The organism is Serratia sp. SSNIH1 (genome assembly GCF_002935055.1).
Classification (GTDB): domain Bacteria; phylum Pseudomonadota; class Gammaproteobacteria; order Enterobacterales; family Enterobacteriaceae; genus Serratia; species Serratia nevei.
The window spans coordinates 2,434,697-2,460,115 of the sequence record NZ_CP026383.1; the positions used below are offsets into that span (position 1 = coordinate 2,434,697).

The window sequence follows — 25,419 nt, forward strand, 5'->3', positions numbered from 1 at the left end:
GATTTGAGCACACGAATAGGGGGGGGATGTGCTAGTTAATATATTATCCGGACAACCACGCGCCGCGAGCGTTCGTTGGTTAGGTGCTACCGTATTGTTCACGCTGTTCAGTTCGCCGGCATGGGCCTTTTCTATTGATGATGTGGCCAAGCAGGCGCAGGATCTGGCCGCCAAAGGTTTCGAAGCCCCGAAAAGCAACCTTCCTTCTCAGTTCCGCGAGATGAAGTTCGCAGACTATCAGCAGATTCAGTTCAATCACGATAAAGCCTATTGGAGCAAGCTGAAAACCCCTTTCAAGCTTGAGTTTTATCATCAGGGGATGTACTTCGACACGCCGGTGAAAATCAATGAAGTCACCTCCACCAGCGTAAAACAGATCAAGTACAGCCCGGATTACTTCAACTTCGGTTCGGTCAAACACGACCCTGAATCGGTGAAAAACCTCGGCTTTGCCGGCTTTAAGGTGATCTACCCGATCAACAGCGCCGACAAAAACGATGAGATCATGAGCCTGCTGGGCGCGAGCTATTTCCGCGTGGTGGGTAAAGGGCAGGTTTACGGGCTTTCCGCTCGCGGCCTGGCTATCGATACCGCTTTGCCGTCCGGCGAAGAGTTCCCGCGTTTCCGCGAATTCTGGGTTGAGCGTCCGAAGCAGGGCGACAAACACCTGGTGATCTACGCGCTGTTGGATTCCCCGCGCGCCACCGGCGCTTACCGTTTCACGGTGATCCCGGGCCGCGACACCACCGTGGACGTCGAGTCTAAAGTGTTCCTGCGCGACAAGGTGGGTAAACTGGGCCTGGCACCGCTGACCAGCATGTACCTGTTCGGGCCGAACCAGCCGTCGCCGACGCTGAACTATCGCCCGGCGTTGCACGACTCCAACGGTCTGTCTATCCATGCCGGCAACGGCGAGTGGATCTGGCGCCCGCTGAACAATCCTAAACACCTGTCCGTCAGCACCTATACCGTCGAGAACCCGAAAGGCTTCGGTCTGCTGCAGCGCGGCCGCAACTTCAAGGATTACGAAGATCTGGACGATCGTTACGATCTGCGCCCAAGCGCCTGGATCGAACCGAAGGGCGACTGGGGTAAAGGCAAGGTCGAGCTGGTGGAGATCCCGACGGCGGATGAAACCAACGACAATATCGTGGCGTTCTGGACGCCGGATACGCTGCCGGAAGCCAAAAAGCCGCTGACGCTGAGCTACCGTCTGAACTTCACCCGCGACGAAGACAAACTGCATTCGCAAGACATCGCCTATGTGGCGCGGACCATGCGTTCGACCGGTGACGTGAAGCAGTCCAACCTGATTCGCGAGCCTGACGGCAGCGTGGCCTTCCTGGTCGACTTCGTCGGCCCGGTGCTGAAAGGGCTGGACGCCAACACCCCGGTCGCTTCTCAGATCAGCATCGGCGACAACGGTGAAATGGTAGAAAACAACGTCCGCTATAACCCAGTGACCAAAGGCTGGCGCTTGACGGTACGTCTGAAAGTGAAAGACGACAAGAAGCCGGTAGAAATGCGCGCGGCGCTGGTCAATGGCGATAAGACTCTGTCGGAAACCTGGAGCTATCAGCTACCTGCCAATGAATAAGCCTACTCAACCCGCCCAGGATTATCTTGCGGCGCTGCCTCTGACCGCTGAGCGGTCGGAGGCGCTCAACCCTCACACGGCGGATGACGCTCAGGCACTGGAGGCGCTCCATCGGCAGATGGGCGCCGCCGACGCCAACGTCAACAGCCTGTCGGCGGATGACGTGGCGTTGGCCTCGGTCAAACCGCGCATCGAAAGCGCCTGGCCGGATGCGGTCAGCGATGACGATTTCGACACCGACGCCGAAGGGCGCGCCATTCTGAAGGCGACGCCGCCGATCAAACGAACCACCATGTTCCCGGAAGCCTGGCGTACCAACCCGGTGGCGCGCTTCTGGGATTCTCTGCTGGGGCGTTCGCCGCACAATCGGCACGCCACCAAAGAGGAGGCCGAGGCCGAGAACCGCTGGCGCGTTGTCGGTTCCATGCGCCGCTATGTGCTGCTGGTGCTGATGCTGGTGCAGACCGGCATCGCCACCTGGTACATGAAAACCATCTTGCCTTATCAGGGCTGGGCGCTGATCGATCCTATCGCCATGCTGGATCAGGATCTGATGCAGTCGGTGCTGCAGCTGCTGCCGTATGTGCTGCAAACCGGCATTCTGATCCTGTTCGCCGTACTGTTCTGCTGGGTCTCGGCCGGTTTCTGGACCGCGCTGATGGGCTTCCTGCAGCTGCTGATCGGTAAAGACAAATACAGCATTTCCTCCACCATCAAGGGCGATGAGCCGATCAACCCGGCGCACCGCACCGCGCTGATCATGCCGATCTGTAACGAAGACGTCGAACGCGTGTTCGCCGGCCTGCGTGCGACCTATGAGTCCGTCGCTGCGACCGGTCAGCTGGAACACTTCGATATCTACGTACTGAGCGACAGCTACGATCCGGACATCTGCGTGGCGGAGCAAAAGGCGTGGATGGAGCTGTGCCGCGATGTCGACGGCCACGGCCGCATCTTCTATCGCCGCCGCCGCCGTCGCGTAAAACGCAAGAGCGGCAACATCGACGACTTCTGTCGTCGTTGGGGCGGTGAGTACAGCTACATGGTGATCCTGGACGCCGACAGCGTGATGAGCGGCGAATGCCTCACCGGGCTGGTGCGTTTGATGGAAGCCAACCCGAACGCCGGCATCATCCAGTCCGCGCCGAAGGCGTCCGGTATGGATACCCTGTATGCGCGCGTGCAGCAGTTCGCTACCCGCGTTTACGGGCCGCTGTTTACCGCCGGCCTGCATTTCTGGCAGCTGGGCGAGTCGCACTACTGGGGCCATAACGCCATCATCCGCGTGAAGCCGTTTATCGAGCACTGTGCGCTGGCGCCGCTGCCGGGCGAGGGTTCCTTCGCCGGTTCAATCTTGTCGCACGACTTCGTTGAAGCGGCGCTGATGCGCCGCGCCGGCTGGGGCGTGTGGATCGCTTACGATCTGCCGGGCAGTTATGAAGAGCTGCCGCCCAACCTGCTGGACGAGCTGAAACGCGACCGTCGCTGGTGCCACGGCAACCTGATGAACTTCCGCCTGTTCCTGGTGAAAGGCATGCACCCGGTGCACCGCGCGGTGTTCCTGACCGGCGTCATGTCCTACCTGTCGGCGCCGCTGTGGTTCATGTTCCTGGCGCTCTCCACCGCGTTGCAGGTGGTGCACACCCTGATGGAACCGCAATACTTCCTGCAGCCGCGGCAGCTGTTCCCGGTCTGGCCGCAGTGGCGGCCCGAGCTGGCGATAGCGCTGTTCTCCACCACGCTGGTACTGTTGTTCCTGCCGAAGCTGCTCAGCATCGTGCTGATCTGGGCCAAGGGCGCGAAAGAGTACGGCGGGGCGTTCCGTCTGTTCATTTCGATGCTGATGGAAATGCTGTTCTCGGTGCTGCTGGCGCCGGTGCGCATGTTGTTCCACACCGTGTTCGTGGTGAGCGCCTTCCTCGGTTGGGAAGTGGTGTGGAATTCGCCGCAGCGTGACGATGACGATACGCCTTGGGGCGAAGCGTTCCGCCGCCATGGCTCGCAGATGTTGCTGGGCCTGGTATGGGCCGGCGGCATGGCGTGGCTGGATCTGCGCTTCCTGTGGTGGCTGTCGCCGATCGTGTTCTCGCTGATCCTGTCGCCGTTCGTGTCGGTACTGTCGAGCCGCGCGACGCTGGGCATGAAGAGCAAACGCGCCAAGCTGTTCCTGATCCCGGAAGAGTACAACCCGCCGCGCGAGCTGCTGGCGACGGAAGAGTACCTGCATCTCAACCGCAACCGCGCGCTGACCAACGGCTTTATGCATGCGGTGGTCAACCCGTCCTTCAACGCGCTGGCGACGGCGTTGGCGACGGCGCGTCACCATCTGCGTGCTACCCTCGATCGCAACCGCGAGGAGCGGGTGAACGAAGCGCTGCAGCTGGGGCCGGAGAAGCTGGTGAAGGGCAAACGTCTGGAGCTGCTGAGCGATCCGGTCACGCTGGCTCGTCTGCACCAGCGCGTCTGGCTGTTGCCGGAAGGCGCTGCCTGGCGTGAGCACTATCAGCAGTTGCCGCACAACCCGCTGGCACACCCAACGGGCCGACGTTAATCGCTGAACGGTAACGCTCAGACGGGGAATGCGCATGGCGCGTTCCCCGTTTTTTTTTACCTTTTGCTTACGCGCGCCGGTACCGGAAGAGAAAGGGAACTGTGATAGACTGCGGCCGATGCGTTGTTCACTCGCGAAACAACCCTTTGCTCAGAGTCAATGTCGTGAAGCTCTCTTCCTACCTTCGGCTGGCCTGCGTGGCGGCCGGCGTGATGGTCTTAACCGGTTGCGGCAGCATCATCAGCCGCACCGTGCCCGGTGCGGGGCATGGCCACCAGTACTATCCCGGCGTGCAGTGGGATTTGCGCGATACGCCCTGGCGTTACGTCACGGTGATAGATGTGCCGCTGTCGATGGTGGTGGACACCTTTATGCTGCCGTTCGATGCGCAGCATGGCCCCTATGAATAAACCTGCTCAGCGGGTGGCGAACACCACCAGCTGATAGCCTTTCTGCCCACAATGGAAAGGCGCCAGCGCCGTCATGCCCAACCCTTGCACGTGAGCGGCCAACGAATGCGGATTGTCGTCGTCGATAAACAGCGCGCCCACGTCGTAGTCATGACTGGTGTACGCTTTGACGGCGGCGTAGAGGCGTTTCAGCACGCCTTTGCCGCGCCAGGCGGCGTCGAGGCAAACCGGGCCGTAGAGAAACACCCGCTGCTCACTCAGCGCCCGCCCGGCAAACGACTGCGTGGCGAGCGTCGCCAGCATCGCATCCACCACCGGCGGCCGCGGTTGCACGTCGGCGGGCATCAGGCAAACGAACCCTGCCAGTTGGTTCTCCTGCTCGGCCACTAGTATGCCGATGCCGCGGTTGATCGCCGTCAGCTGCGCCTCATTCATGCGCGATACGATAAATCCCTGCCGTTTTCGGCGCTCGTCGAGCGCTTCCGGCACGTTTTCCCCCTGCAGCTGTAAAATGGCGGGGTAGTCGGTAGGGCGGGCCCGGCGGATAATCATGCTGCCTCCTTGGCGATAAAAACGTGGTGCGGGTTAACGTTCATCCCATTCATCGGCCGCGGCCTGGCCTTCTTCGGTATCCAGCGGCGGCTCGAGCTGGAAGTCGCCTTCTTCCCATTCGTACAGGGTATTTTCGTCTATCCACTCGGCGGTGATCTCCACCTCGTCGTAGTCACCGTCGAATATCGCCTGCGCCGCCGCACCGCTGCGCAGCGGCAGGCATTCCACCGCTTCGCCTTCATCTTCGAAGAATTCGGCCTGCCACATCGTGTCGCCATCCTGCATCACATACTTTTGCAGATTGAACTGCTGCGGCACCGGCGGTTCGTCATCGCCGCCGCCTTCGGCGGTGTCGATAAACTCTTCACGTGCGGCCTCGATGGCTTCTTCCAGGGTTGCATACAGGCTCATGTTCGCCTCCGTTGACAATCAGAGTAGAGCGCCCGGCGCACTGCCGTCGCGTGGGTGAAAACGTCAAAACTAATTGTTGTCTCACTGGCGCAGGATGCAAATTTTTTTGTTGTCCGCTTTGCGACGACGGTTGTCCGCAAAGCGGGAGAAGAAGAGGCGATGGCGGGAAATAATGACGCTATCGTTCACTCAGGTGCCAGGAGAAGCCCATGTTAATCGATCCTTCAAGCAAATACCGACCGTTCCCGCCGGTGACGTTACCGGACCGCCAGTGGCCTGCGCGTACCCTGCGGCAGGCGCCGCGCTGGTGCTCCAGCGATCTGCGCGACGGCAACCAGGCGCTGGCGGAGCCGATGGATAACGCGCGCAAGCGCGAATTCTATCACTTGTTGTTGCAGTGCGGTTTCAAAGAGATTGAGGTGGCTTTCCCTTCGGCGTCGCAAACGGATTTCGATTTTGTGCGCACGCTGATCGCCGAGCAACTGATCCCGCACGACGTCACGATTCAGGTGCTGACGCAGTCGCGAGACGATCTGATCGATCGCACCTTCGAGGCGCTGCTGGGGGCGCCACGGGCTATCGTGCATCTGTACAACGCCACGGCGCCGATGTTTCGCGACATCGTGTTCCGTCAGGATAAGGCCGCAACCGTGGCGCTGGCGGTGAACGGCGCGCGGCGCATTCGCCGGCATTGCGAGGCTCAGCCCGATACCGCCTGGTGCTTCGAGTATTCGCCGGAAACCTTCTGCTTTACCGAATTAGAGTTCGCGCTGGAGATCTGCGAGGCGGTGGCGGAGGTGTGGCAACCGGGGCCGCAGCGGCCGATGATCATCAACCTGCCGGCGACGGTGGAGGTGAGTACGCCCAACGTGTATGCCGATCAGATTGAGTGGTTCTGCCGTCACTTCAGCCGTCGCGCCGATGTGGCGATCAGCGTACATCCGCATAACGATCGCGGTACCGGCGTGGCCTGCGCGGAGCTGGCGCTGCTGGCCGGTGCCGATCGGGTCGAAGGCTGCCTGTTCGGCAACGGAGAGCGTACCGGCAACGTCGATCTGGTTACGCTGGCGTTGAATCTCTATACCCAGGGCGTGGCGCCGGGCCTGGACTTCAGCCGCCTGAAACAGGTGGTGGAAGTAGTGGAACAGTGCAATCAGCTGCCGGTGCATCCTCGCCATCCTTATGCCGGTGAGCTGGTGTTTACCGCCTTTTCCGGTTCGCATCAGGATGCGATCAAAAAAGGTTTCGCCGCGCAACGGCAGCGACAAGATGGCTGGTGGCAAGTGCCTTACCTGTCGCTCGATCCCGCCGATGTCGGCTGCAGCTATGAGGCGGTGATACGGGTCAACAGCCAGTCCGGTAAAAGCGGGGCTGCCTGGCTACTGGAACAAAATCATGGGCTGGCGTTGCCGCGCGGTCTGCAGATTGATTTCGGCCAGGTGGTGCAGCGTGCGACCGACGGCAGCGGGAAGGAAATGAGCGGCGCACAGCTGTGGCGCTTATTCCGCGACACCTATGGGTTGGTGGAGCAGCCGTGCTTGCAGCTGTTGAGCTACCAGACGGAAAGTCATGGGGTTGAGGCCTACAGTTTCAACGCGCGAGTTGCTTGCGAGGGAGAGCCACTGCGCCTGCAGGGTGCCGGCAACGGTCTGCTTTCCAGCGCGGTGGATGCGCTGCGCCGGCGCTTCGGCTTGCCGCTGGCGATCGAAGATTACCACGAGCATACGCTGGGGCATCAGAGCGACAGCCGAGCGGTGGCCTACATCCGCTGTACGCTGCCGCAAGGTGAGGCTACCTACGGCGTTGGCATCGACGTTGACTCCGCCAGCGCTTCGCTGCAGGCGCTGTTCAACGTTGCCGGGCGCTATCTGTCGTCGGCGCGGTCCGGCTGAAATAGTCGCTGGGCGCAACCCCCAATAACCGGCGGAACATGGCGCTGAACGCGCTGGGGCTGTCATAGCCAAGATCCAGCGCCACTTCTAACACTGAGCGGCCGGTCGCCAGCGCGTTCAACGCCGCCAGCAAACGGGCGCGCCGCACCCAATCACTAAAATGCAGCCCGGTTTCTCGCTGGAAGCGCCGCGACAGGGTGCGTCCGCTGACGCTGAGATGAGCGGACGCCTGTTCCAGCGTCCAGGGCTGTGCCAACGTGGCCTGAATATGGCGGCATAAGGCAAGCAGTGAGGCCTCACGCGGTTCGGGCAGGTGCAACGGCAGGATCGGCAGCATTCTCAACTCATCCAGGATCAGTTCCATCACGCGCTCATCGCGCCCGCCGCTCGGATAGCCGGGCGCAATCTCCATCGCACAGATAATCAACTCGCGCAGCAGCGGTGAAACCTGCACCACCTGGCATTGGGCCGGCAGATCGGCGCGCGCCAACGGATCGACGAACAGCGTCCTGGCTGCCACCTGGCCGGTGATGCGCAGGCTGTGCACCATTTTCGCCGGTACCCAGACGCCGCGGCCGGGTGGCACCACCCAACTGCCGAGCCGGGTCGTGACCTGCACTACGCCGCTCAGGCTGTGAATCAGCTGCGCGCAGTTATGGTAATGATCCGGCTCGCTGTCGCCGTGGCGATAATCCCTGGCCAACGGCCGGACGGGCTGATCGACCGGCAGAACGTCATGAAACAGCAGCATCGTTAGCGGCCTCCGCGCGGCAAAAAGGGGGATGACAGCATGCCATGCGGCGCGGTTCCACACCAGCCTGTGGCACGCGGCAGACAAATAATTTATAAAATGATATTATATAATTTTATAAATTAATTGGAGGGGTGATGGATATCGACGCGATGCGCAAGGCGGCGGCGCAGGCCGGTGCGATGCTGCGTACCTTGGGCAATGAAGATCGGCTGCTGCTGCTGTGCCGGCTCAGCCAGGGCGAGATGGCGGTGAGCGAGCTGGCGCAGGCGCTGGCTATCCGCCAGCCGACGTTGTCCCAACAGCTCGGCGTGCTGCGCGAGGAGGGGCTGGTCTCCACCCGGCGAGCCGGCAAACAGATTTACTATGCGGTAGCCGATGCCAAAGCGCTGGCGCTGCTAACGACCCTGTATCAACTGTATTGCCCACAGCCGGAGAGCCGAGATGACCATTGACTGGCAACACTTCACGCCCTATTCCGCGCTGGCGGGTGGGGCCATTATCGGTGGTGCGGTAGCGCTGCTGCTGCTGTTCAACGGCCGCATCGCCGGCATCAGCGGCATTACCGGCGGCTTATTGAGCGCGGGCGGCCGGGAGCGGGGCTGGCGCGCCGCATTTCTTGGCGGGTTGCTGATTTCTCCCTGGCTGTATGCTGCTGCGGCGGCTTTGCCTCCTGGTGAGGTCGCGGCCGGCAGCGGCTGGCTGGCGATCGCGGGGCTGTTGGTGGGGGTGGGTACCCGATTGGGCAGCGGCTGCACCAGCGGGCACGGCGTGTGCGGCGTCGCGCGGCTGGCGCCGCGATCGTTGGCCGCCACAGCGGTGTTTATGCTGCTGGGCTTTACGACCGTGTGGCTGATGCGCCATCTGCTGGGAGGGTGAAGATGCTTAAGTCTCTGTTGGCGCTGCTGAGCGGCGTGATTTTCGGTCTGGGGTTAATTATCGCCGGCATGGCCAATCCGGCCAAAGTACTGGCGTTTCTCGATATTACCGGCCAGTGGGATCCTTCGCTGGCGTTGGTGATGGTTGGGGCGATTGCGGTAGCGGCGCCGGCCTTTATGTGGGCGCGCCGACGCGAGCGGAGCCTGTTGGGGGAACCGCTGCAGATCCCGGCCGCTAGGCGTGTGGATCGCCGTTTGCTGGTGGGCAGTGCGTTGTTCGGCATCGGTTGGGGCATTGCGGGCATCTGCCCTGGCCCGGCCTGGGTGTTGGCGGGGGCGGAGATACAACGGGTATGGCCGTTCCTGCTGGCGATGCTGGCGGGTATGGCGCTGTATGAGATTATCATGAGGTGGAGGCGTTCATGTCGATAGCCAAGGCGGTGCTGCGCATTGCGCGCCCGACCGATAGGTTGCAAGAGATTGCCACGCTGTATTGCCGCGGGTTGGGGTTTGAAAGGCTGGGCGAGTTTGTCGATCATCAGGGCTTTGACGGCATTATGATCGGGCATCCGCAGCATGCCTACCATCTGGAGTTCACGCAGCATCGCGGGGTGCGGGTCGGGCAGGCGCCGACGCAGGATCATCTGCTGGTGTTTTACCTGCCGGATGAGAACGAATGGCGAGCCGGGTGTGAGCGGATGCGGGCGGCGGGATTCTTGGCGGTCGTCGCCTATAACCCCTATTGGGATAGGGCGGGGCAAACCTTTGAAGATCCTGACGGCTACCGGGTGGTCCTGCAACATCAGGCCTGGCAAGCATAAAAAAACCGGCGCCTCGAGCGCCGGTTTGCGAGATAAAAATGGGTTATCCGTCAGGCGGTGGTCGCCGGTTTTTGCGCGCTCTTGGACTGGGTATTTTCCAGCATGCGGCGAATCGGCACGATCAGCACAATCAGCACGGCGGCGCAGATCAGCAGCGCGACGGAGCAGCGCGCGAACAGATCCGGCAGCATATCCAGCTGGTCGGCCTTGACGTGGCCGCCGATCAGGCCGGCGGCCAGGTTGCCCAGCGCGCTGGCGCAGAACCACAGCCCCATCATTTGCCCGCGCATTCTCTCCGGCGCCAGCAGCGTCATGGTGGCCAGCCCGATCGGGCTCAGGCACAGCTCACCCAGCGTCAGCATCAGGATACTGCCCACCAGCCACATCGGCGATACGCCGGCGCCGCCGTTGCTCAGCACATTCTGCGCGGCCAGCATCATCAGGCCGAAACCACCGGCGGCGCACAGGATACCGATCACGAACTTGGTGATGCTGCTCGGGCGCACGTTATTGCGCGCCAGCGCAGGCCAGGCCCAGCTGAACACCGGTGCCAGCAGGATGATGAACAGGGCGTTGATCGACTGGAACCACACCGCCGGGATCTCGAAGTCGCCGACCATGCGATTGGTGTAATCGTTGGCGAACAGGTTGAACGAGGTCGGCTTCTGTTCAAACGCCGACCAGAAGAACGCGGCGGAGATCAGCAGGATGAAGCACACCAGCAGGCGTGCACGCTCTTTGCGGCTCAGGCCGGCAAAGGCGAACAGGTAGATGAAATACAGGGTGACCGACGCGGCGATGACGTACACCAGCACGCTGGCTACCTCAACCGGGTTGATGACGATGGTGCCCTGAGCGATCAGCACGATGACCGCAGCCAGGACTACCGCCAATGCCAGCAGCCAGGCGCCGACGCCTTTTTTCTTCGCGACCGGGCTGTTCCAGGTGGAATCCAGGCCCACTTCGCGGTCATAGCGTTTCATCGCCGGTACGGCGAACACCCGGAAAATCACCAGCGCCACCAGCATCCCGATACCGCCGATGCCGAAGCCCCAGTGCCAGCCGTGTGACTTGATCAGCCAGCCGGAGATCAACGGGGCGATGAACGAACCGATGTTGATGCCCATGTAGAACAGCGAGAAACCGCCGTCGCGGCGCGCATCGCCTTTCTTGTACAGCGTGCCGACCATCACCGAGATACAGGTCTTGAACAGGCCTGAACCGAGCACGATGAACATCAGGCCGATGAAGAACAGGTTGGTGCCCATCACCGCGGACAGGGCGATCGACAGGTGGCCGAGGGCGATCAGGATAGAACCGTACCAGACGGCCTTGCGTTGGCCGAGCCAGTTGTCCGCCAGCCAGCCGCCCGGCAGTGCCGCCAGGTACATGCTGCCGGCGAAAATGCCGACGATCGCCGACGCGTTCTCACGCGCCAGACCCAGGCCGCCGTCGTACACGGTGGCGGCCATAAACAGGATCAGCAGCGGACGGATGCCGTAGAACGAAAAGCGTTCCCACATTTCGGTGAAGAACAGAGAACCCAGCGGATAGGGATGGCCGAAGAAGGTCCGGCTTTCTGACTTATTGACAGAGGATTGCATAACGATTTCCCAATAAAAAGGCGCTGCATGGCTGCAGCCCGTACTGTGGTTGTATGTGTATTTAATGAAGGCGATCCGCCCAATGCGGATTACCCGACAAAACCGCGGCTGCAACGCTGATAAACCGTGGAAAGCGTGCTGACCTTTTTTCACTTGGCCGATGGTTCACATCTGGCGTGATATTATTTAACCATTTGATAACTGGTCGTTGGTTTTGTCTAGTACCTGTATCCCATTTTTTAGACGAAAAGTCGACAAGCATCTCCTTTTCTGGTTTTTCTGTTGGTTGTGGCGGGAATATGATTGACAGCGGGTTTTATGCGCTGAAAGTTAATTAATTGTTGATAAACAAGATGTTGAGGTAAGAATGTTCCGAGTTGGCCGAAAATTCGCAGGCCCGAAGGAAGCATTATTAAAAGTAGGGGAAACGCGGCGTTGATCCGGCCAATGGCGGAAATTGGCGATAAATGCAGCTATTGTTCTTCCTGCAACGTGTCTTCCCGCATGTAGCCCGGCCGCCGCCGCAGACACCACCAGGAGTAACCGGCGTTGAACAGCACCACCAAAGCGGTGACGCCGAAGACCGCGCGAAAACCGTAGCCGGCGGAGACCGCGGCACCAAGCAATGGGCCGCTGACGTTGCCGACGTCGCGGAACGATTGGTTATAGCTGAAAATGCGGCCGGCCACCTGATTGGTGCAGTTGTAAATCAGCAGCGTCTGTACCGCCGGCAGCAGCGCGCCGTCGGCCGCCCCCAGCAGAAAGCGCAGCACCCCGAGCTGCCACGGCGTTTGCACGAAGGCCATCGGGATCAGCAACAGCACCGAGACGATCAGCATACATATCAGAATGCGCTCCGGGCCGATGCGATCGCCCAGCTTGCCCAGCCGTGGGGCGCTCATCAACGCCGCGACGCCGGGCACCGAGGCGATCAGCCCGCTGATAAACGCCAGGTTATGGGTGGCGCCGGCCAGATCGCGCACATACAGCGTCAGGATCGGCGCAATCGAGCCGGTAGCAATCTGGATAATCATGGTAGTCACGAACAGGCTGAGCACCAGCTTCGGGTTTTTCAGCGAGGCAAACACCTGCCGTGCGTGCAACATGTCGCGTTTCTGTACCGGGGTGAATTGCTCTTTGACATACAGCAGCGTCAGCACGAAGCAGACGAACAGCACCGCGGCGGTGATGTAGAACACCGGGCGCAGACCATAGAGGTCGGCCAACAGGCCGCCGATGAGCGGGCCGATCAGCGCACCGCCGACGCCGCCGGTTGACAGGGTGCCGAGCGCCCAGCCGCTGCGGTTGCGTGGCACCTGGGTGGCGATCAGCGCGTTGGCGTTGGGTATGAACCCGCCGAGCAGGCCCAGCACCGCTCGCAGAACGAGAAATTGCCAGACCGTTTGCGCCATGCCCATCAGTACCATGACGATCGCCATGCCCAATGCGGAGCGCAGCAGTATCAGTTTACGGCCGCGTCGGTCGGCCAGGGCACCCCAAAATGGCGCGGCGATAGCGGAAAACAGGAAGGTGATGCTGAACAGCAGACCGGACCACATGTTGAGCGCCTGATGGCCGGTTACGCCCAGCGTCTCTACATACAGCGGAAGAAACGGCATCACCAGGCTGAAGGCGGCGCCGGTGAGGAAACACCCTACCCAGGCGACGAAAAGGTTACGTTTCCAGTTAACGGGTTCTGCTACCGAAGCCATAAATGTCCACTGCCGAAAGGTGACGCGCTTTGCCGGCGGCAAGATGAAGGGGCAAAACGTGAAAGTTAGCGTGGTAAGTATGCGCCGCAAGCGCGGCGACGGCAAACGAGGGGGCGAAGATTGGGCAAAAAATGAAATAAAGTTTTAAAAATGGCGTTTTAACCTTATTCCGCGCTTGGCGCGCGGAATTTACAGCGTTTTATAGTCCGGCCAGCGCCTCGAAACCGGCGGCGGTGGTGGTGGCGCTAAAGTCGGTGACCTCGTAGTGAGCCACGGCGTTGAAGGGATCTTCGGCCAGGATGGCGTCCAGCCGCGCACGGTCAATGCCCTTGGCCAGGATCACGCCGCCGGTGCGGGGATTTTTGCGGCCGGAGGCGATAAAGGTGCCGTCCTGGAAATAGGTCTTCAACCAGGCGATGTGCCCGTCAAGGTGGCTGTCGACTTCGGCGATCGGGCGATGGTAGGTCAGGCTGACAATGTACATAGCGGCTCCGGGTTGGCGGCAAAGGCTTTACCATCCCACCGTCGCCGTCGATTCTCAAGAGGCGCGCAATAAAAAACCCGCCGGTGGCGGGTTTGCTTTATCAGTAGAGCGAAGGCTCGCCTTCCGGGCGGGTCTTGAAGCGACGATGCAGCCACATATATTGGTCAGGCGCCATCAGGATCTCTTTTTCCACCACTTTATTCATAAAGGCGGCGGCCTCGATTTCATTATCCAGCGGGAAGTTTTCCACCGCCGGTTGCATGATCAGCTCATACCCTTTGCCGTCCGGCAGGCGGCGCGGGGTGAACGGAATGATCGCCGGTTTGCCCATCCGCACCAGCACGTAGCTGCCGGTGGTGGTAGCGGCTTTGTCCACCGCGAACAGCGGCACGAAAACGCTGCTGCGCGGGCCGTAGTCGTGATCCGGCGCATACCAGATGATATCGCCCTGTTTCAGCGCGCGGATCATGCCTTTGACGTCCTTGCGATCCAGCATCGACTTGTTGGAGCGCATGCGCCCCCAGGTTTGCAGCCAGTCCATCAGCTTGTTGTCGTGCGGGCGGTAAACGCCGATGCCCGGGTTATGAATGCCGAAGATGCGCGCGCCCAGCTCCAGCGTCAAAAAGTGCAGGCCAATCAGCAGCACGCCCTGGTGGTTGTCGCGCGCCTTTTGGATGTGTTCCAGGCCGCTGACCTTGAACCAGCGCTCGATGCGCCAGTTAGGCCAAAACCACGCCATGCCGGTTTCAAACAGCCCCATGCCGACCGATTCGAAATTCTTTACCACCAGCGCATCGCGTTCGGCCTGCGGCATGTCGGGAAAACAGAGCTCGAGGTTGCGTTGGGCGATAGCGACGCGGCGCTTGAGAAAGCGCATGGCAAACCGCCCGATCGAGGTGCCGAGCCAGTAGATGACGGGGTAAGGCAGCAACACCAGCAGATACAGCAAGCCGATGCCGACCCAGGTCAGCCAATAGCGTGGGTGCAATAAGGAGCGATTGAAAGTAGGAACTTGAGTCATGGGTTCTCTGTTTGAATACGGTTGTTTAAGTGTAATGACAGAGTCATAGCATGGTCTGGCAGCCGGGTGAGTTCGGCCGCAAGGTTCGTTTCTGCCGTTTGTTTGCGACTATTGTGGCATTTTTCTCGCGCTCCGGGAAAAAACAACGCATTAAAACCCCCTTTTCGGCGTTAAATATGCATCAGGTGCCGGATTTTTCCACAATATTTCCCGCTAAAGGCCAACGGCAATATCATGGCCGGGCATTATTCAGGCGCAACCGTGTAGGCATTATGGCGGGGCTGCGCGGCGGCGGTTTTTCGGGTATCATGTGCGCCGCGCGCGGGCCGGCAGGCTGCGCGCGATAATCAGTCACCTCCCGAAAGACAGGAAAGTACACCATGCCAGTGTTACATAACCGAATTTCTAACGAGGAACTGAAGGCGCGCATGCTGGCGGAAACCGAGCCTCGCACCACAGTTTCTTTTTACAAATACTTCTCCATCGACGATCCCAAAGCGTTTCGCGACAGCCTCTACGTTCAGTTCGAAAAACTGAAGGTGTTCGGCCGCATCTACGTGGCGAAAGAGGGCATCAACGCGCAGATCAGCGTGCCGCAGCATAATTTCGACGCGTTCAAAGCCGCGCTGTTCGCCTCGCACCCGGCGCTGGATCAGGTGCGCCTGAACATCGCGCTGGAAGACGACGGCAAATCCTTTTGGGTGCTGCGCCTCAAGGTGCGCGAGCGCATCGTGGCCGACGGCATCGATGACGAGAGCTTTGACCCAAGCAACGTCGGCGAGTATCTGCAGGCCGATCGCGTCAATCAGATGATCGACGATCCGAATACGGTGTTCGTCGATATGCGCAACCACTATGAGTACGAAGTCGGTCACTTCGAAAACGCCATCGAGGTGCCGTCGGATACCTTCCGCGATCAGCTGCCGATGGCGGTGGAGATGCTGCAGGACAGCAAAGACAAAAACATCGTCATGTACTGCACCGGCGGCATTCGCTGTGAAAAAGCCAGCGCCTATATGCTGCACAACGGCTTTAAAAACATCTACCACGTGGAAGGCGGGATCATCGAGTACACCCGCAAAGCGAAAGAGCAGGGGTTGCCGCTGAAGTTTATCGGCAAAAACTTCGTGTTCGATGAGCGCATGGGCGAGCGCATCTCCGACGATGTGATCGCCAACTGCCATCAGTGCGGTGCGCCGTGCGACACCCACACCAACTGCAAGAACGACGGCTGCCATCTGCTGTTCATTCAGTGCCCGAGCTGCGCCGCCAAGTTTGAAGGGTGCTGCAGCGAGATTTGCCGCGAAGAGCTGAAGTTGCCGCGCGAAGAGCAGCGCGCGCGCCGTGCCGGCCGTGAAAACGGCGTCAAGATCTTCAATAAGTCGAAAGGCTTGTTGCAGACTACGATGCACATTCCGGCACCGGAAGAAGAAGGCCCAGCCCGCTGAGCCTGAGGAAATGAGAAGCCCGGCCGCCAAGCCGGGCTTTTTTTTATTTCTCGCGTACGCCTTCTACGGAGATGATCAGCTCAACGTCTTGCGACGCCGGGCCCAGATCGGTGGTGATGCCGAAGTCTTTCAGCTTGATCTTGCCGTTGGCTTCAAAGCCGGCGCGGTAGCCGCCCCACGGATCGTTGCCCTGGCCAATCAGTTTGGCGTCCAGCGTGACCGGCTTGGTCACGCCGTTCAACGTCAGGTTACCGACCACCGCATAACCGTCGCCGCTTTTCTTCACTTCGGTGGATTCAAACTTGGCCTGCTTGTTCTTCTCTACGTTGAGGAACTCGGCGCTGCGCAGGTGCTTGTCGCGTTCGGCGTGGTTGGTGTCGACGCTGGCGGTATTGATGGTCACGTTGACCTTGTCCTTGGACGGATCTTTTTCGTCGAAGGTGAAGCCGCCGTCGAAGTCTTTAAAGCTGCCGTACAGCCAGCTGTAGCCCAGGTGCTGGATGCGGAATTCGATAAAGGCGTGCTGGCCCTGTTTGTCGATCTTGTAGTCCGCCGCCAGTGCGGAACCGGCGCTAAGCAGCAGGGCGCCTGCGGTCAGGCCCAATACGGTCTTTTTCAACATAGCAATCTCCATAAATCCAAAGGTTAATCGGCGCTGCTACCCAGCATCCGTTTCAAAGTGACATCACGATCGATAAAGTGATGTTTAAGCGCGGCCAGCCCGTGCAGTACCGAGAGCACTACCACGGCCCAGGCCAGGTAAAGGTGAATGGCGCCGGCGGTATCGGCTTGCTCCGCCATGCCGGTCACGGTGGCGGGCACGTCGAACCAGCCGAATACGCTGATCGGTTGGCCGTCGGCGGTCGAGATCAGATAGCCGCTGATCAGAATGCCGAACAGAACGGCGTACAGCGCCAGATGCGCGAGAATGGCGCTGACGCGAGTGAGGCGACCATAGCTGGCCAGAGGCTTGGGCGGCGGCGAGACAAAGCGCCAGATCACGCGGATCACCATGACGATGAACAGCAGCGCGCCGATGCTTTTGTGGATCTCCGGCGCCTGGTGGTACCAGACGTCGTAATAGCCCAGCGTAACCATCCACAGACCAAGTGCGAACATGCCGTACACCGTCAGCGCCACCAGCCAGTGGATTAACACTGACACATGACCGAAACGATCGGCGGTATTTTTCCAGAGCATCCTGTTTCCTTCGATTACCGATTGGCTGGCTGCAATAATTAAACTTTAGGAAACATAAAATCAATAATAAATTTAACTATGTTACTTCTTAGAAATATTAGTCAGTGAATTTGTTTGAGATGTTCGGAGTTCATCAGATAAATCGTTGAAGATGATATTATTTCTTTCACGTAACGATTATGCTAGTTGTTGAAAATTAGGCTTATTATCTATTAATGTCAGCTTTTGTCATTTTACGTAAACCGTCCATAAATTGCTCGGTGGGATTATTTGTTGGCAAAGGTTATGCCTATTTCTCGCGGCGAAGAGCAGATCGAAAGATTAATTTTTTCGAACGGTTACGCTAAATCCTCTGCGGCATAGCGGCGGACTTTGCTACCATTAGCGCCAAGCGTCGGCTCTTGATGGCCGGCTAACCCAATGAAATAACAAGGAAACATCATGGGCCGAACCCGTGTAACCGACAACAGCCTGCGTTTGGCCATCCTGCTGGCGATGTTGGTGATCATTCTGGCTGGGGTGAAAGCCGCCGCCGACATCGTGGTGCCGTTTCTACTGGCGGTGTTCCTCGCGATGGTACTGAATCCTCTAGTGGCTATGCTGGAACGCCGACGGGTGCCGCGCATCCTTGGGGTGACGCTGCTGGTAACGGCGGTGATTGTGGTCGTGATGCTGTTCATCGGCATGCTGGGCGCTTCGCTGAACGAGTTCGCCCGTTCGCTGCCGCAGTACCGCGGCATGATGATCGAGAAACTGCGCGAGCTGCAGTATTACGCCGATCGCTTCAATATCAGCCTCTCCAGCGAAGCGATGCTGCAATATGTCGATCCCAGCGCGGCGATGAATCTGGTTACCCGCATGCTGGGGCACCTGTCTGGCGCCATGACCAACGTCTTCCTGCTGCTGATGACCGTGGTGTTTATGCTGTTTGAAGTGCAGCTGCTGCCTTATAAGCTGCAGCAGGCGCTGGATAAGCCGAATGAAGGCCTCGCCGCGATGCGGCGGGCGCTGGACGGCGTGACGCGTTATCTGGTGATTAAAACCATCATTAGCCTGGCCACCGGGGTGATCGTCTGGATCTTCCTGGCGGCGGTCGGCGTACGCTTCGCCTTTATCTGGGGGCTGCTGGCGTTTCTGCTCAACTATATTCCCAATATCGGCTCGGTATTGGCCGCCATTCCGCCGCTGATTCAGGCGCTGCTGTTCAACGGATTGGGTGATGCGCTGGTGGTGGCGGGAGGTTTTATCGCAATCAACATGGTGATCGGCAATATCCTCGAACCGCGGGTGATGGGGCGCGGGCTGGGGTTGTCGACGCTGGTGGTGTTCCTGTCGCTGATTTTTTGGGGCTGGCTGCTCGGCCCGGTCGGCATGCTGCTGTCGGTGCCGCTGACAATTGTGGCGCGCATCGCGCTGGAGACCACCGAGGGCGGCTATCGGCTGGCGGTTATCCTGGGCGACGGCCGCCCTCCGCGCCAGCCTCCGGCAGAGCCGGAGTGAGGAGAATTCTTGTAGCCACGTTGTGCCCGGGGTTGTTAATGCGTTTGAATAACCCCCCCCAACGGTGGCTTAACGCTTCTATCTGACTGTTTATAGTTTGCGTGGTTGACCAATACATTCACTCTGGTTTATTTACTGTTCATTAAACGGACTGCCTGTTTTATTAAGGGTAAATCAACCATCGAGCCACCAACCTGAAAAGCATAGTTATCTCTGGATTGTTTTAACACCTCTTCAGCCCATTTAATTTGTTCCTCCGTAGGGCTAAATGCCTTGGCAACCACATTGATTTGATCCGGATGAATACATAATTTAGCACCGAATCCAAGGGAACGAGCATGACAGCAATCCGTTAACAACGTTTCGGACGTACAAAATTCGGGGGTGACGCAATCAATAGGGGGCGATAGGTTGGCAAGCCGTGAAGCCACCACGATACGACTTCTCGCATAGAGAAGTGCCTCAGGTGTTTGCAGACAATTAATATCGTGTGAATAATCTAAAGAGCCGAACGCTAATCTGACCACACCGCTACAGGCTATACTCTCACAGTGATACAATCCTCGCGCCGTTTCTATGATGCCGATAAAGGGTAGTCTTGATATTCCGGAATTAAGCCTTGAATTTATATGGACTATCGTTTCACTGCATTCCAGTTTTGGCACCATCACACCCGTAATCAATGGCTTATTTAATGAATTGAGCAAGCTGATGTCGTCATCAAACTCCTTGTCGTTTGGATGATTTATCCGGATATATATTCCGGTTTTAATGCTGCTCTTATTAATTTTATGCAGCCAACTCAGAACGTTATCGCGACCAAGGGGCTTTTCGTTCGGATGAACGGCATCTTCAAGATCAATAATGATCGCATCGGTACCACTGGCCAACGCCTTTGAAAACATAACCTCTTTATTAGCAGGGACAAACAAATAGCTAATCTCTACACTCATACCTTTACCGCCTAAGTGATTGATATAAATTTGTAATCTCATCATTGATTACGGTTATGAGAATGATATTGATTATCATTTACATGAATTTATTTTGATGGTAGCGTAGTGACTGAAAGTTTTCAAGGAGCCTGAGAGAGCAATGAAATATCACGTTGACCTTAAGATGCTCAATTTACACCTAATCGTTTCAACCCTCTTACATTGGGAGAAAATATGATGGAGTTGGCAGATGAGAATGGCTTTGCAGGACAAGCACTTTCAACACAACCTGATTTTTCGGCACGTAACGCACTCTCTCGCATAATTCGTTGTCTTTTTGCGGAAAAACTACTTGATGAAAAGAAACTTGAGGTTTTCGGTGAAGAAAGTAGGGTTAATTACCGCCTCTCTGATGGAGAACATATCCTTCAGCTAAATCTAACGGCGGTTTTTCCGGCGAATAGTGTTATTAATCGTGGTGATATTATCCTCGAGGCAGCCGACGGGAGCAAAACCCCGATTCAGTCACATGAACAACTGATCGACGTCCTGAAAAATGAATTTAGTTTCAGCCCATCGGCTGAGGGTATAGCTAAATTCAATAAAGATGTTGCTAACAGTATCCATAATGATCGGCTGGCCAGAGCGCATCGGTCAAAATGGCGGAATAGCATTGCTAAAGATATGGAGAAAGAGGGGGAGTCTTATTTTGTTAAATGGGTAGGACGCCATCACAGTTTGAGAGAGGGGGCGACCCTCCTGGACCAGTGGGGATCTCTGGAAGGCCACCCTTATTATCCTACCTGGAAGTCCCGGCCTGGATTAAACGATGAAGACATCGAAGCCCTGTCCGCCGAATTTGGAGCCCGAGTCACTCTTCGCATGGGGGCCATACAGGACGACATGGTTTATTGCGAGAAGATGCCTCATGTTCAGGATATCCGTCAATGGCTGTCATCGGCCTTTCCTGGCGTCTGGAGTGAATGGTGCGACTGGCTCGAAAGTCAGCATCGCAACCCTCAAGAATGGCTGCCCATTCCCCTTCACCCCTGGCATCTTGAACATTGGATCTTGGGTCATTTCGCCAAAGAAATAGACGAAGGAATTCTTTTGCCATTTGGTCCCGAAATTGAAACCGCACCCTCAATGTCGTTCAGAACAATGCTTCCGACGGCCCCGGCATTGCCTTTTATAAAATTGCCCGTTGCCATATGGATGACCAGTGAGATGCGCAGCCTCCAGGCTAAATCCATTCACATGGGGCCGCGTATTAGTACGATTATTGAGGATATCCTGGATGTGGAGCAAGGTTTTGACGGCAAGCTCGACTTTTTCCGGGAAGATGCCGCATGGCACTTTCGTCATAAAGATCGTATGGATGACGCTGAGGGTAAGTTTCTCTCCGTCGTGTTTCGTAGTACGGATGCGTGGACAAGAAACGATAATTCATTGGCTATCACGGTTGCATCGCTATTTACCGCGCTCCCGCATAAATCCGATCCCCTTATCAGTGAGCTGATTGCCTTGTCAGGAGACACGCCTGAGACATGGTTTCGTCATTATACCCGGATCATACTGAAGCCGGTCTTGGCTATGTATTTGATTTATGGCGTGGCGCTTGAAGCACACCAACAAAATACGCAGGTTTTATTTGATGATTCCGGCCGCGCTGTGGCCATGCTTATCCGTGACTTCGGTGATGGCCGCAGCTGGGCCCCGGCACTCCGTAAGCAAGGTTACGAACTCAAACCTTATATCTGGCCTGGCATTTTACCCACGGTGTTTGAAGATGATATTGAACCCGTCAGAACCTTCGTCGTGGATGCTTGCCTTGTCAGTCATTTACATGAAATCGCCCTTTGCCTGACTCACTTCTATTGCATCCCAGATAACCGTATGTGGAAAGTTATTGGCGAAGAACTTGACCGTGTATTTAAAGAACTTCACCCAAGGCTGGATGCCAGTTTCTGGCATCAGGAACGCGAGCATTTTATGAACCATCCCTGGTATACCCGCTCATTAATGAGCATGCATTTACAACAATATACTGATTATCGACTTCAGCACGGTCTTAATAATCCTTTAGCTGATTGATACGCCGGTAACTCTGGGACTAGAGATAATGGTTATGAATCGTAGAAAGAAGTTTCTGGTTTTGGCTGTTGTAGAAGTTTTAATTCCTTATATTGCGAACGCGGAAGATACCGTTGTCGTTAGCGCCGACAGTACAGTTACACAAACTGAAGATGCACTATCCAAACAAACCCATATTGGCTTATTAGGAAGTAAAGTCATTCATGATACGCCATTCAGTATCAAGGTATATAACTCGCGATACATTGAAAATAGGCAGGCTAAATCTCTCGGCGATGTTATAAAAAATGATTCATCCGTGCGGGTTACCTCTCCTTCAGGTGGGATCCTGGATTCTTTCATGATCCGTGGATTCCCTATTGGCGAAGGCAATACCGGTGAAGTGGCACTCAATGGTGTCTATGGTGTGGCACCAAATTATCAATTATTGCCGCAATATCTCGAACGAATAGAGTTACTGAAGGGGCCGGGCGCGGGACTCTATGGGATGTCCCCGAACGGAGGGGTTGGCGGTGTCATCAACGCAGTGACTAAAAGGGCTACAGCTCAGGATATTAAACGCCTCACCACCGCCTGGGAGTCCAACAACCAACTCGGTGCATATGTCGATGTCGGTAAATTGTGGGTTAACCCGGACGGGGAGATGTGGGGAATCCGTTTTAACGGTGGCGGTAGTGGTGGCGATTTGGCACTCGACAATGCCAATAAAAATACGGCATTAGGCGCGCTTGCTCTCGATTATGGGAACGGAGGGGTGAGGGCTTCCCTTGACCTGCTTGATCAATATCAGCGAGTCAAATCCCCAAATCGCCCCTTCACCGTCGCTGCAGGCATTGATGTTCCGGATGCTCCTGATGGCAAGACAAACATCGCACAAAAGGGGATGTGGTGGAAAATCCGGGATCAGGGGGCATTGCTACACACAGAATACGATATTAATGACAACGTGACCGTTTTTGCGAATGCAGGCGGTGGACGCTCGATGGTTTCACGCATATCAGAGCAAACCCCTAATATTATTAACGACAAAGGGGATGTCGTCTCGACGATTACTAATTTCCGCTTTAAGGTGAATCGTTATATTTTAGAAACTGGCGCAAGAAGTTATTTTTCAACCGGTTCCATTGATCATCAGGCGACGCTGCAGGTCAGTTATTACCATGATCGCCTCGCTATCGCCAGCACCTGGGGACAAACGGTAGATTCCAATATTTATTCCCCGCCAGACGTTGATGTCACCCTGCCTTCTGCGCCAGCCAGAGTATCAAAAACCTCCTCCAGCCAGTTAAGTGGTCTCGCGCTTGCCGACACAATGACCGTACTGGATGGAAGTGTTGACATCACGCCAGGCGTGCGTGTCCAAAGGGTTCGTGCCGATAACTTCGCCGCTAATGGCGATCGTTCATCCTCCTATGATGAATATGCCGTCACTCCGATGCTTGGCCTGGTCTACCGTCCCTGGAAACCCGTTTCGCTGTATGCCAACTACATTGAGGGGCTCAGCAAAGGTGATGTCGCCCCTGGTACGGCACAAAACGCAGGTCAGGTGATGCGTCCATACCGATCGCGTCAATACGAAGTGGGCATTAAATACGATGAGGCGGGAATCCAAAGCAGTCTTGCTCTTTTCCAGATCACGAAGCCAAGCGGTGCAATCGACGGTAACAATACATTCAATTCCAACAGCGAACAACGGAACCGTGGAATTGAACTGAATATCTCCCATGAACCTCTGGATAATTTGCGAATGTCAGGAAGTCTTTCCCTGATTGATGCTGAGCTCACCAAATCTCCCACCACTGGCGTTCGTGGTAACAAACCCGTTGGTGTATCCCCGATACAAGCAAACACGAGTGTGGAATATGACCTCCCTGTCCTACGGGGATTGTCCCTGAACAGTCATGTCAATTACAGCGGGAAGCAGTACGTCAATCAGGCGAATACGCAGTCTATCCGTTCTTGGACCACGGTAGATATGGGGGCTGCCTATAAAACGCGTGTTTACGGTACACCGGCAACTTTCCGCTTTGATGTTCAAAACGTGTTAGATCGCCATTATTGGGCTGGCGTGGCGTCATACAGCACCATTGCGCAGGGAGCGCCACGCACCTTCCTTGCATCGGTAACCATTGATTTCTGAGAGGATTTAATATGGCTTCGCTGTTAAATACCTATTGCCGGGAAACAACTTCATGGCGGTTAAGCCCGGCCAGAGAATTACCCCCCTATGTGGATCCTGTTATTGCCCGATGGTTAGAGACGTCCCCTGATACTCTTGTTCGCTTATCAGAAATTTACGGTTCTCCGCTCAATATTGTTTGGCCGCATACCGTGGAGAATAATTTCAATGCGATGGCTGCTATTACGGCGGGATTTGGCATTGAAGCGAAATTTTATTATGGCGTTAAAGTCAATAAATCACAGTCGTTATTACAGGCGGCCGTCACTGCCGGAACAGGGGCTGATGTATCCAGCCTGCATGAACTCAACGATGCTATCCGCGCTGGATGCAGAGGCAACGATTTGTGTGCCACTGGGCCTGCAAAAACAATACGTTTTTTGCAGGAGTTAATTCTGCAGGGGGCGCGGATTGTTGTGGATTCAGTCGAGGAAATGGACGACCTCATGGAGGTAGCTAAACGCTGGAAAAGCCCGACAGGCCGGATCAGTATACTACTGCGCCTTCGCCCCGCGTTCAGCCATACCAGCCGTTTTGGTATGTCATCCCGTGAAGTGAGTGCTGTGCTTCAGAAACTCGAGACCTGTAATCCCTTAAAAATCGATGGCTTCCATTTCCATCTTAGTGGCTACTCGCCCGTATCCAGGGTTAACGCTTTTTTTGACACTTTACCGTTAATTGCCTGCGCCCGTAGCCTTGGCCATTCCCCATGCATTATCGATATCGGGGGAGGATTGCCCGTTCAGTATGTAGAGGGGAATTGCTATAAGGCATGGCTATCCTCACAAACGCAGGAAAACTATCGTACTCGACGGGTCCCGGATGCTTTCTATCCCTATGGTGGCGATATAAACGCTGAGCACTGGCTCACTCAGTTTCTTGGCGGCGCGGACCCTGCGGGTAAAAGAGTCTGCGATGCATTAATCGATGAAGGATTAACGCTGTGTGTCGAGCCCGGAAGAAGTCTGGCCAACCAGAGCGCCATAAGTGTTTTTCGCGTATGTCGAGTCCGGCCTCACGGTGATTCCGGATACGTTATTTTTGTCGAGGGAAGTAGCTTCAGTGCATGCGAAACGTGGTTCAACTCTGAATTCCTGAGCGATCCGCTCCATATTCGTCAGAATTCTCATGAGCCACCTCCTGCTGCGAAAGCATGGATTGCGGGTCATAGTTGCCTTGACGAGGACGTTATAACTAACCGTCTGATTACATTCAAGCACCTGCCTGAACCGGGCGACTTGCTGATATTTGCCAATACTGCTGGTTACCAAATGGATTTACTGGAAAACCAGTTCCACCGGCACCCGCTCCCCACAAGACTGACCGCGGTCATGAGCTCGCGCCAAAATCTCATTTTTACCGTTGACAATTAAGGAGTT

At 56.7% G+C, this 25,419-nt stretch carries 24 protein-coding genes; 14 read left to right on the forward strand and 10 right to left on the reverse strand.

Features of this window, described 5'->3' with window-relative positions:
- Positions 1 to 28 precede the first annotated feature (28 nt).
- From C3F38_RS11685 to C3F38_RS11695, 3 genes are all read left to right on the forward strand, one after another.
- On the forward strand, positions 29 to 1,597 hold the full coding sequence (locus tag C3F38_RS11685; RefSeq protein WP_170310507.1) for a glucan biosynthesis protein G: 1,569 nt from the start codon (positions 29 to 31) through the stop codon (positions 1,595 to 1,597).
- On the forward strand, positions 1,590 to 4,148 hold the full coding sequence (mdoH, locus tag C3F38_RS11690) for a glucans biosynthesis glucosyltransferase MdoH (RefSeq protein ID WP_038875422.1): 2,559 nt from the start codon (positions 1,590 to 1,592) through the stop codon (positions 4,146 to 4,148). Before C3F38_RS11685 ends, mdoH begins: the two co-directional genes overlap by 8 nt.
- A 212-nt stretch (positions 4,149 to 4,360) precedes the next feature.
- Entirely contained in the window at positions 4,361 to 4,558 is a 198-nt protein-coding gene (locus tag C3F38_RS11695) for a YceK/YidQ family lipoprotein (protein ID WP_046688460.1), read from the forward strand.
- A gap of 6 nt (positions 4,559 to 4,564) precedes the next feature.
- On the opposite strand, the gene C3F38_RS11700 is transcribed toward C3F38_RS11695, so the two are convergent.
- Entirely contained in the window at positions 4,565 to 5,110 is a 546-nt protein-coding gene (locus tag C3F38_RS11700; protein ID WP_055317314.1) for a GNAT family N-acetyltransferase, read from the reverse strand.
- Positions 5,111 to 5,143: 33 nt separating this feature from the next.
- Positions 5,144 to 5,521 (reverse strand): MysB family protein, encoded by a 378-nt coding sequence (locus C3F38_RS11705; RefSeq protein ID WP_038875431.1) that lies wholly within the window; start codon positions 5,519 to 5,521, stop codon positions 5,144 to 5,146.
- A 209-nt stretch (positions 5,522 to 5,730) separates the two neighbouring features.
- Here C3F38_RS11705 and leuA point away from each other — a divergent pair, with 209 nt between their 5' ends.
- Positions 5,731 to 7,413, forward strand: a complete 1,683-nt coding sequence (leuA, locus tag C3F38_RS11710; RefSeq protein WP_038875434.1) for a 2-isopropylmalate synthase — start codon at positions 5,731 to 5,733, stop codon at positions 7,411 to 7,413.
- On the opposite strand, the gene C3F38_RS11715 is transcribed toward leuA, so the two are convergent.
- Entirely contained in the window at positions 7,370 to 8,164 is a 795-nt protein-coding gene (locus C3F38_RS11715) for a helix-turn-helix transcriptional regulator (protein ID WP_038875437.1), read from the reverse strand. The genes leuA and C3F38_RS11715 overlap by 44 nt on opposite strands.
- A gap of 137 nt (positions 8,165 to 8,301) precedes the next feature.
- Here C3F38_RS11715 and C3F38_RS11720 point away from each other — a divergent pair, with 137 nt between their 5' ends.
- Genes C3F38_RS11720 through C3F38_RS11735 form a run of 4 tightly spaced genes read left to right on the forward strand, consistent with a single transcriptional unit; the run spans position 8,302 to position 9,863 of the window.
- Positions 8,302 to 8,619: a helix-turn-helix transcriptional regulator gene (locus tag C3F38_RS11720; protein ID WP_055317315.1), complete on the forward strand. Its 318-nt coding sequence runs from the start codon at positions 8,302 to 8,304 to the stop codon at positions 8,617 to 8,619.
- Positions 8,609 to 9,043 carry a YeeE/YedE family protein gene (locus C3F38_RS11725; protein ID WP_047727830.1) on the forward strand — a complete coding sequence of 145 codons (435 nt, stop codon included), beginning with the start codon at positions 8,609 to 8,611 and terminating at the stop codon, positions 9,041 to 9,043. The genes C3F38_RS11720 and C3F38_RS11725 overlap by 11 nt, the downstream gene beginning before the upstream one ends.
- Positions 9,044 to 9,045: 2 nt before the next feature.
- Complete coding sequence (locus tag C3F38_RS11730; protein WP_048233331.1) at positions 9,046 to 9,474, forward strand: YeeE/YedE family protein; 429 nt, start codon at positions 9,046 to 9,048, stop codon at positions 9,472 to 9,474.
- The gene (locus C3F38_RS11735) at positions 9,465 to 9,863 is read left to right on the forward strand and encodes a VOC family protein (RefSeq protein WP_038875445.1); all 399 of its coding nucleotides are present in this window, start codon (positions 9,465 to 9,467) and stop codon (positions 9,861 to 9,863) included. The genes C3F38_RS11730 and C3F38_RS11735 overlap by 10 nt, the downstream gene beginning before the upstream one ends.
- 50 nt (positions 9,864 to 9,913) lie before the next feature.
- On the opposite strand, the gene C3F38_RS11740 is transcribed toward C3F38_RS11735, so the two are convergent.
- The 4 genes from C3F38_RS11740 to C3F38_RS11755 form a co-directional block, all read right to left on the reverse strand.
- On the reverse strand, positions 9,914 to 11,467 hold the full coding sequence (locus C3F38_RS11740; RefSeq protein ID WP_038875448.1) for a peptide MFS transporter: 1,554 nt from the start codon (positions 11,465 to 11,467) through the stop codon (positions 9,914 to 9,916).
- 473 nt (positions 11,468 to 11,940) lie between these two features.
- On the reverse strand, positions 11,941 to 13,179 hold the full coding sequence (gene mdtG, locus C3F38_RS11745) for a multidrug efflux MFS transporter MdtG (RefSeq protein WP_055317316.1): 1,239 nt from the start codon (positions 13,177 to 13,179) through the stop codon (positions 11,941 to 11,943).
- A gap of 199 nt (positions 13,180 to 13,378) precedes the next feature.
- Positions 13,379 to 13,663: a YciI family protein gene (locus C3F38_RS11750; protein WP_047727826.1), complete on the reverse strand. Its 285-nt coding sequence runs from the start codon at positions 13,661 to 13,663 to the stop codon at positions 13,379 to 13,381.
- A gap of 100 nt (positions 13,664 to 13,763) precedes the next feature.
- A complete protein-coding gene (locus tag C3F38_RS11755; RefSeq protein ID WP_038875457.1) occupies positions 13,764 to 14,684 on the reverse strand; it encodes a Kdo(2)-lipid IV(A) acyltransferase in 921 nt (306 codons plus the stop codon).
- Between the two features lie 50 nt (positions 14,685 to 14,734).
- Between C3F38_RS11755 and C3F38_RS11760 the strand changes: the two genes are divergently transcribed.
- Together C3F38_RS11760 and C3F38_RS11765 are read left to right on the forward strand one after the other, a co-directional pair.
- Entirely contained in the window at positions 14,735 to 15,031 is a 297-nt protein-coding gene (locus tag C3F38_RS11760) for a hypothetical protein (RefSeq protein ID WP_038875462.1), read from the forward strand.
- A 33-nt stretch (positions 15,032 to 15,064) separates the two neighbouring features.
- Positions 15,065 to 16,132, forward strand: a complete 1,068-nt coding sequence (locus C3F38_RS11765; RefSeq protein ID WP_033638032.1) for a rhodanese-related sulfurtransferase — start codon at positions 15,065 to 15,067, stop codon at positions 16,130 to 16,132.
- Positions 16,133 to 16,175: 43 nt separating this feature from the next.
- Here the strand turns inward: C3F38_RS11765 and C3F38_RS11770 are convergent, their stop codons facing one another.
- Both C3F38_RS11770 and C3F38_RS11775 read right to left on the reverse strand, forming a co-directional pair.
- On the reverse strand, positions 16,176 to 16,754 hold the full coding sequence (locus tag C3F38_RS11770) for a YceI family protein (RefSeq protein ID WP_016928208.1): 579 nt from the start codon (positions 16,752 to 16,754) through the stop codon (positions 16,176 to 16,178).
- A 23-nt stretch (positions 16,755 to 16,777) separates the two neighbouring features.
- Entirely contained in the window at positions 16,778 to 17,332 is a 555-nt protein-coding gene (locus C3F38_RS11775) for a cytochrome b (RefSeq protein ID WP_033646456.1), read from the reverse strand.
- A gap of 441 nt (positions 17,333 to 17,773) precedes the next feature.
- On the opposite strand from C3F38_RS11775, the gene C3F38_RS11780 reads away from it, so the two are divergent.
- Complete coding sequence (locus C3F38_RS11780) at positions 17,774 to 18,832, forward strand: AI-2E family transporter (RefSeq protein ID WP_038875466.1); 1,059 nt, start codon at positions 17,774 to 17,776, stop codon at positions 18,830 to 18,832.
- Positions 18,833 to 18,960: 128 nt separating this feature from the next.
- On the opposite strand, the gene C3F38_RS11785 is transcribed toward C3F38_RS11780, so the two are convergent.
- A complete protein-coding gene (locus C3F38_RS11785) occupies positions 18,961 to 19,830 on the reverse strand; it encodes a CoA ester lyase (protein WP_223294880.1) in 870 nt (289 codons plus the stop codon).
- A 171-nt stretch (positions 19,831 to 20,001) separates the two neighbouring features.
- Here C3F38_RS11785 and C3F38_RS11790 point away from each other — a divergent pair, with 171 nt between their 5' ends.
- The 3 genes from C3F38_RS11790 to C3F38_RS11800 are packed head-to-tail and all read left to right on the forward strand — an operon-like array spanning position 20,002 to position 25,413.
- Positions 20,002 to 21,861 carry an IucA/IucC family siderophore biosynthesis protein gene (locus C3F38_RS11790; protein WP_055317317.1) on the forward strand — a complete coding sequence of 620 codons (1,860 nt, stop codon included), beginning with the start codon at positions 20,002 to 20,004 and terminating at the stop codon, positions 21,859 to 21,861.
- 34 nt (positions 21,862 to 21,895) lie between these two features.
- Positions 21,896 to 24,001 carry a TonB-dependent siderophore receptor gene (locus C3F38_RS11795; RefSeq protein WP_055317323.1) on the forward strand — a complete coding sequence of 702 codons (2,106 nt, stop codon included), beginning with the start codon at positions 21,896 to 21,898 and terminating at the stop codon, positions 23,999 to 24,001.
- Positions 24,002 to 24,012: 11 nt separating this feature from the next.
- Positions 24,013 to 25,413, forward strand: a complete 1,401-nt coding sequence (locus C3F38_RS11800; protein WP_055313500.1) for a Y4yA family PLP-dependent enzyme — start codon at positions 24,013 to 24,015, stop codon at positions 25,411 to 25,413.
- Positions 25,414 to 25,419: the final 6 nt, after the last annotated feature.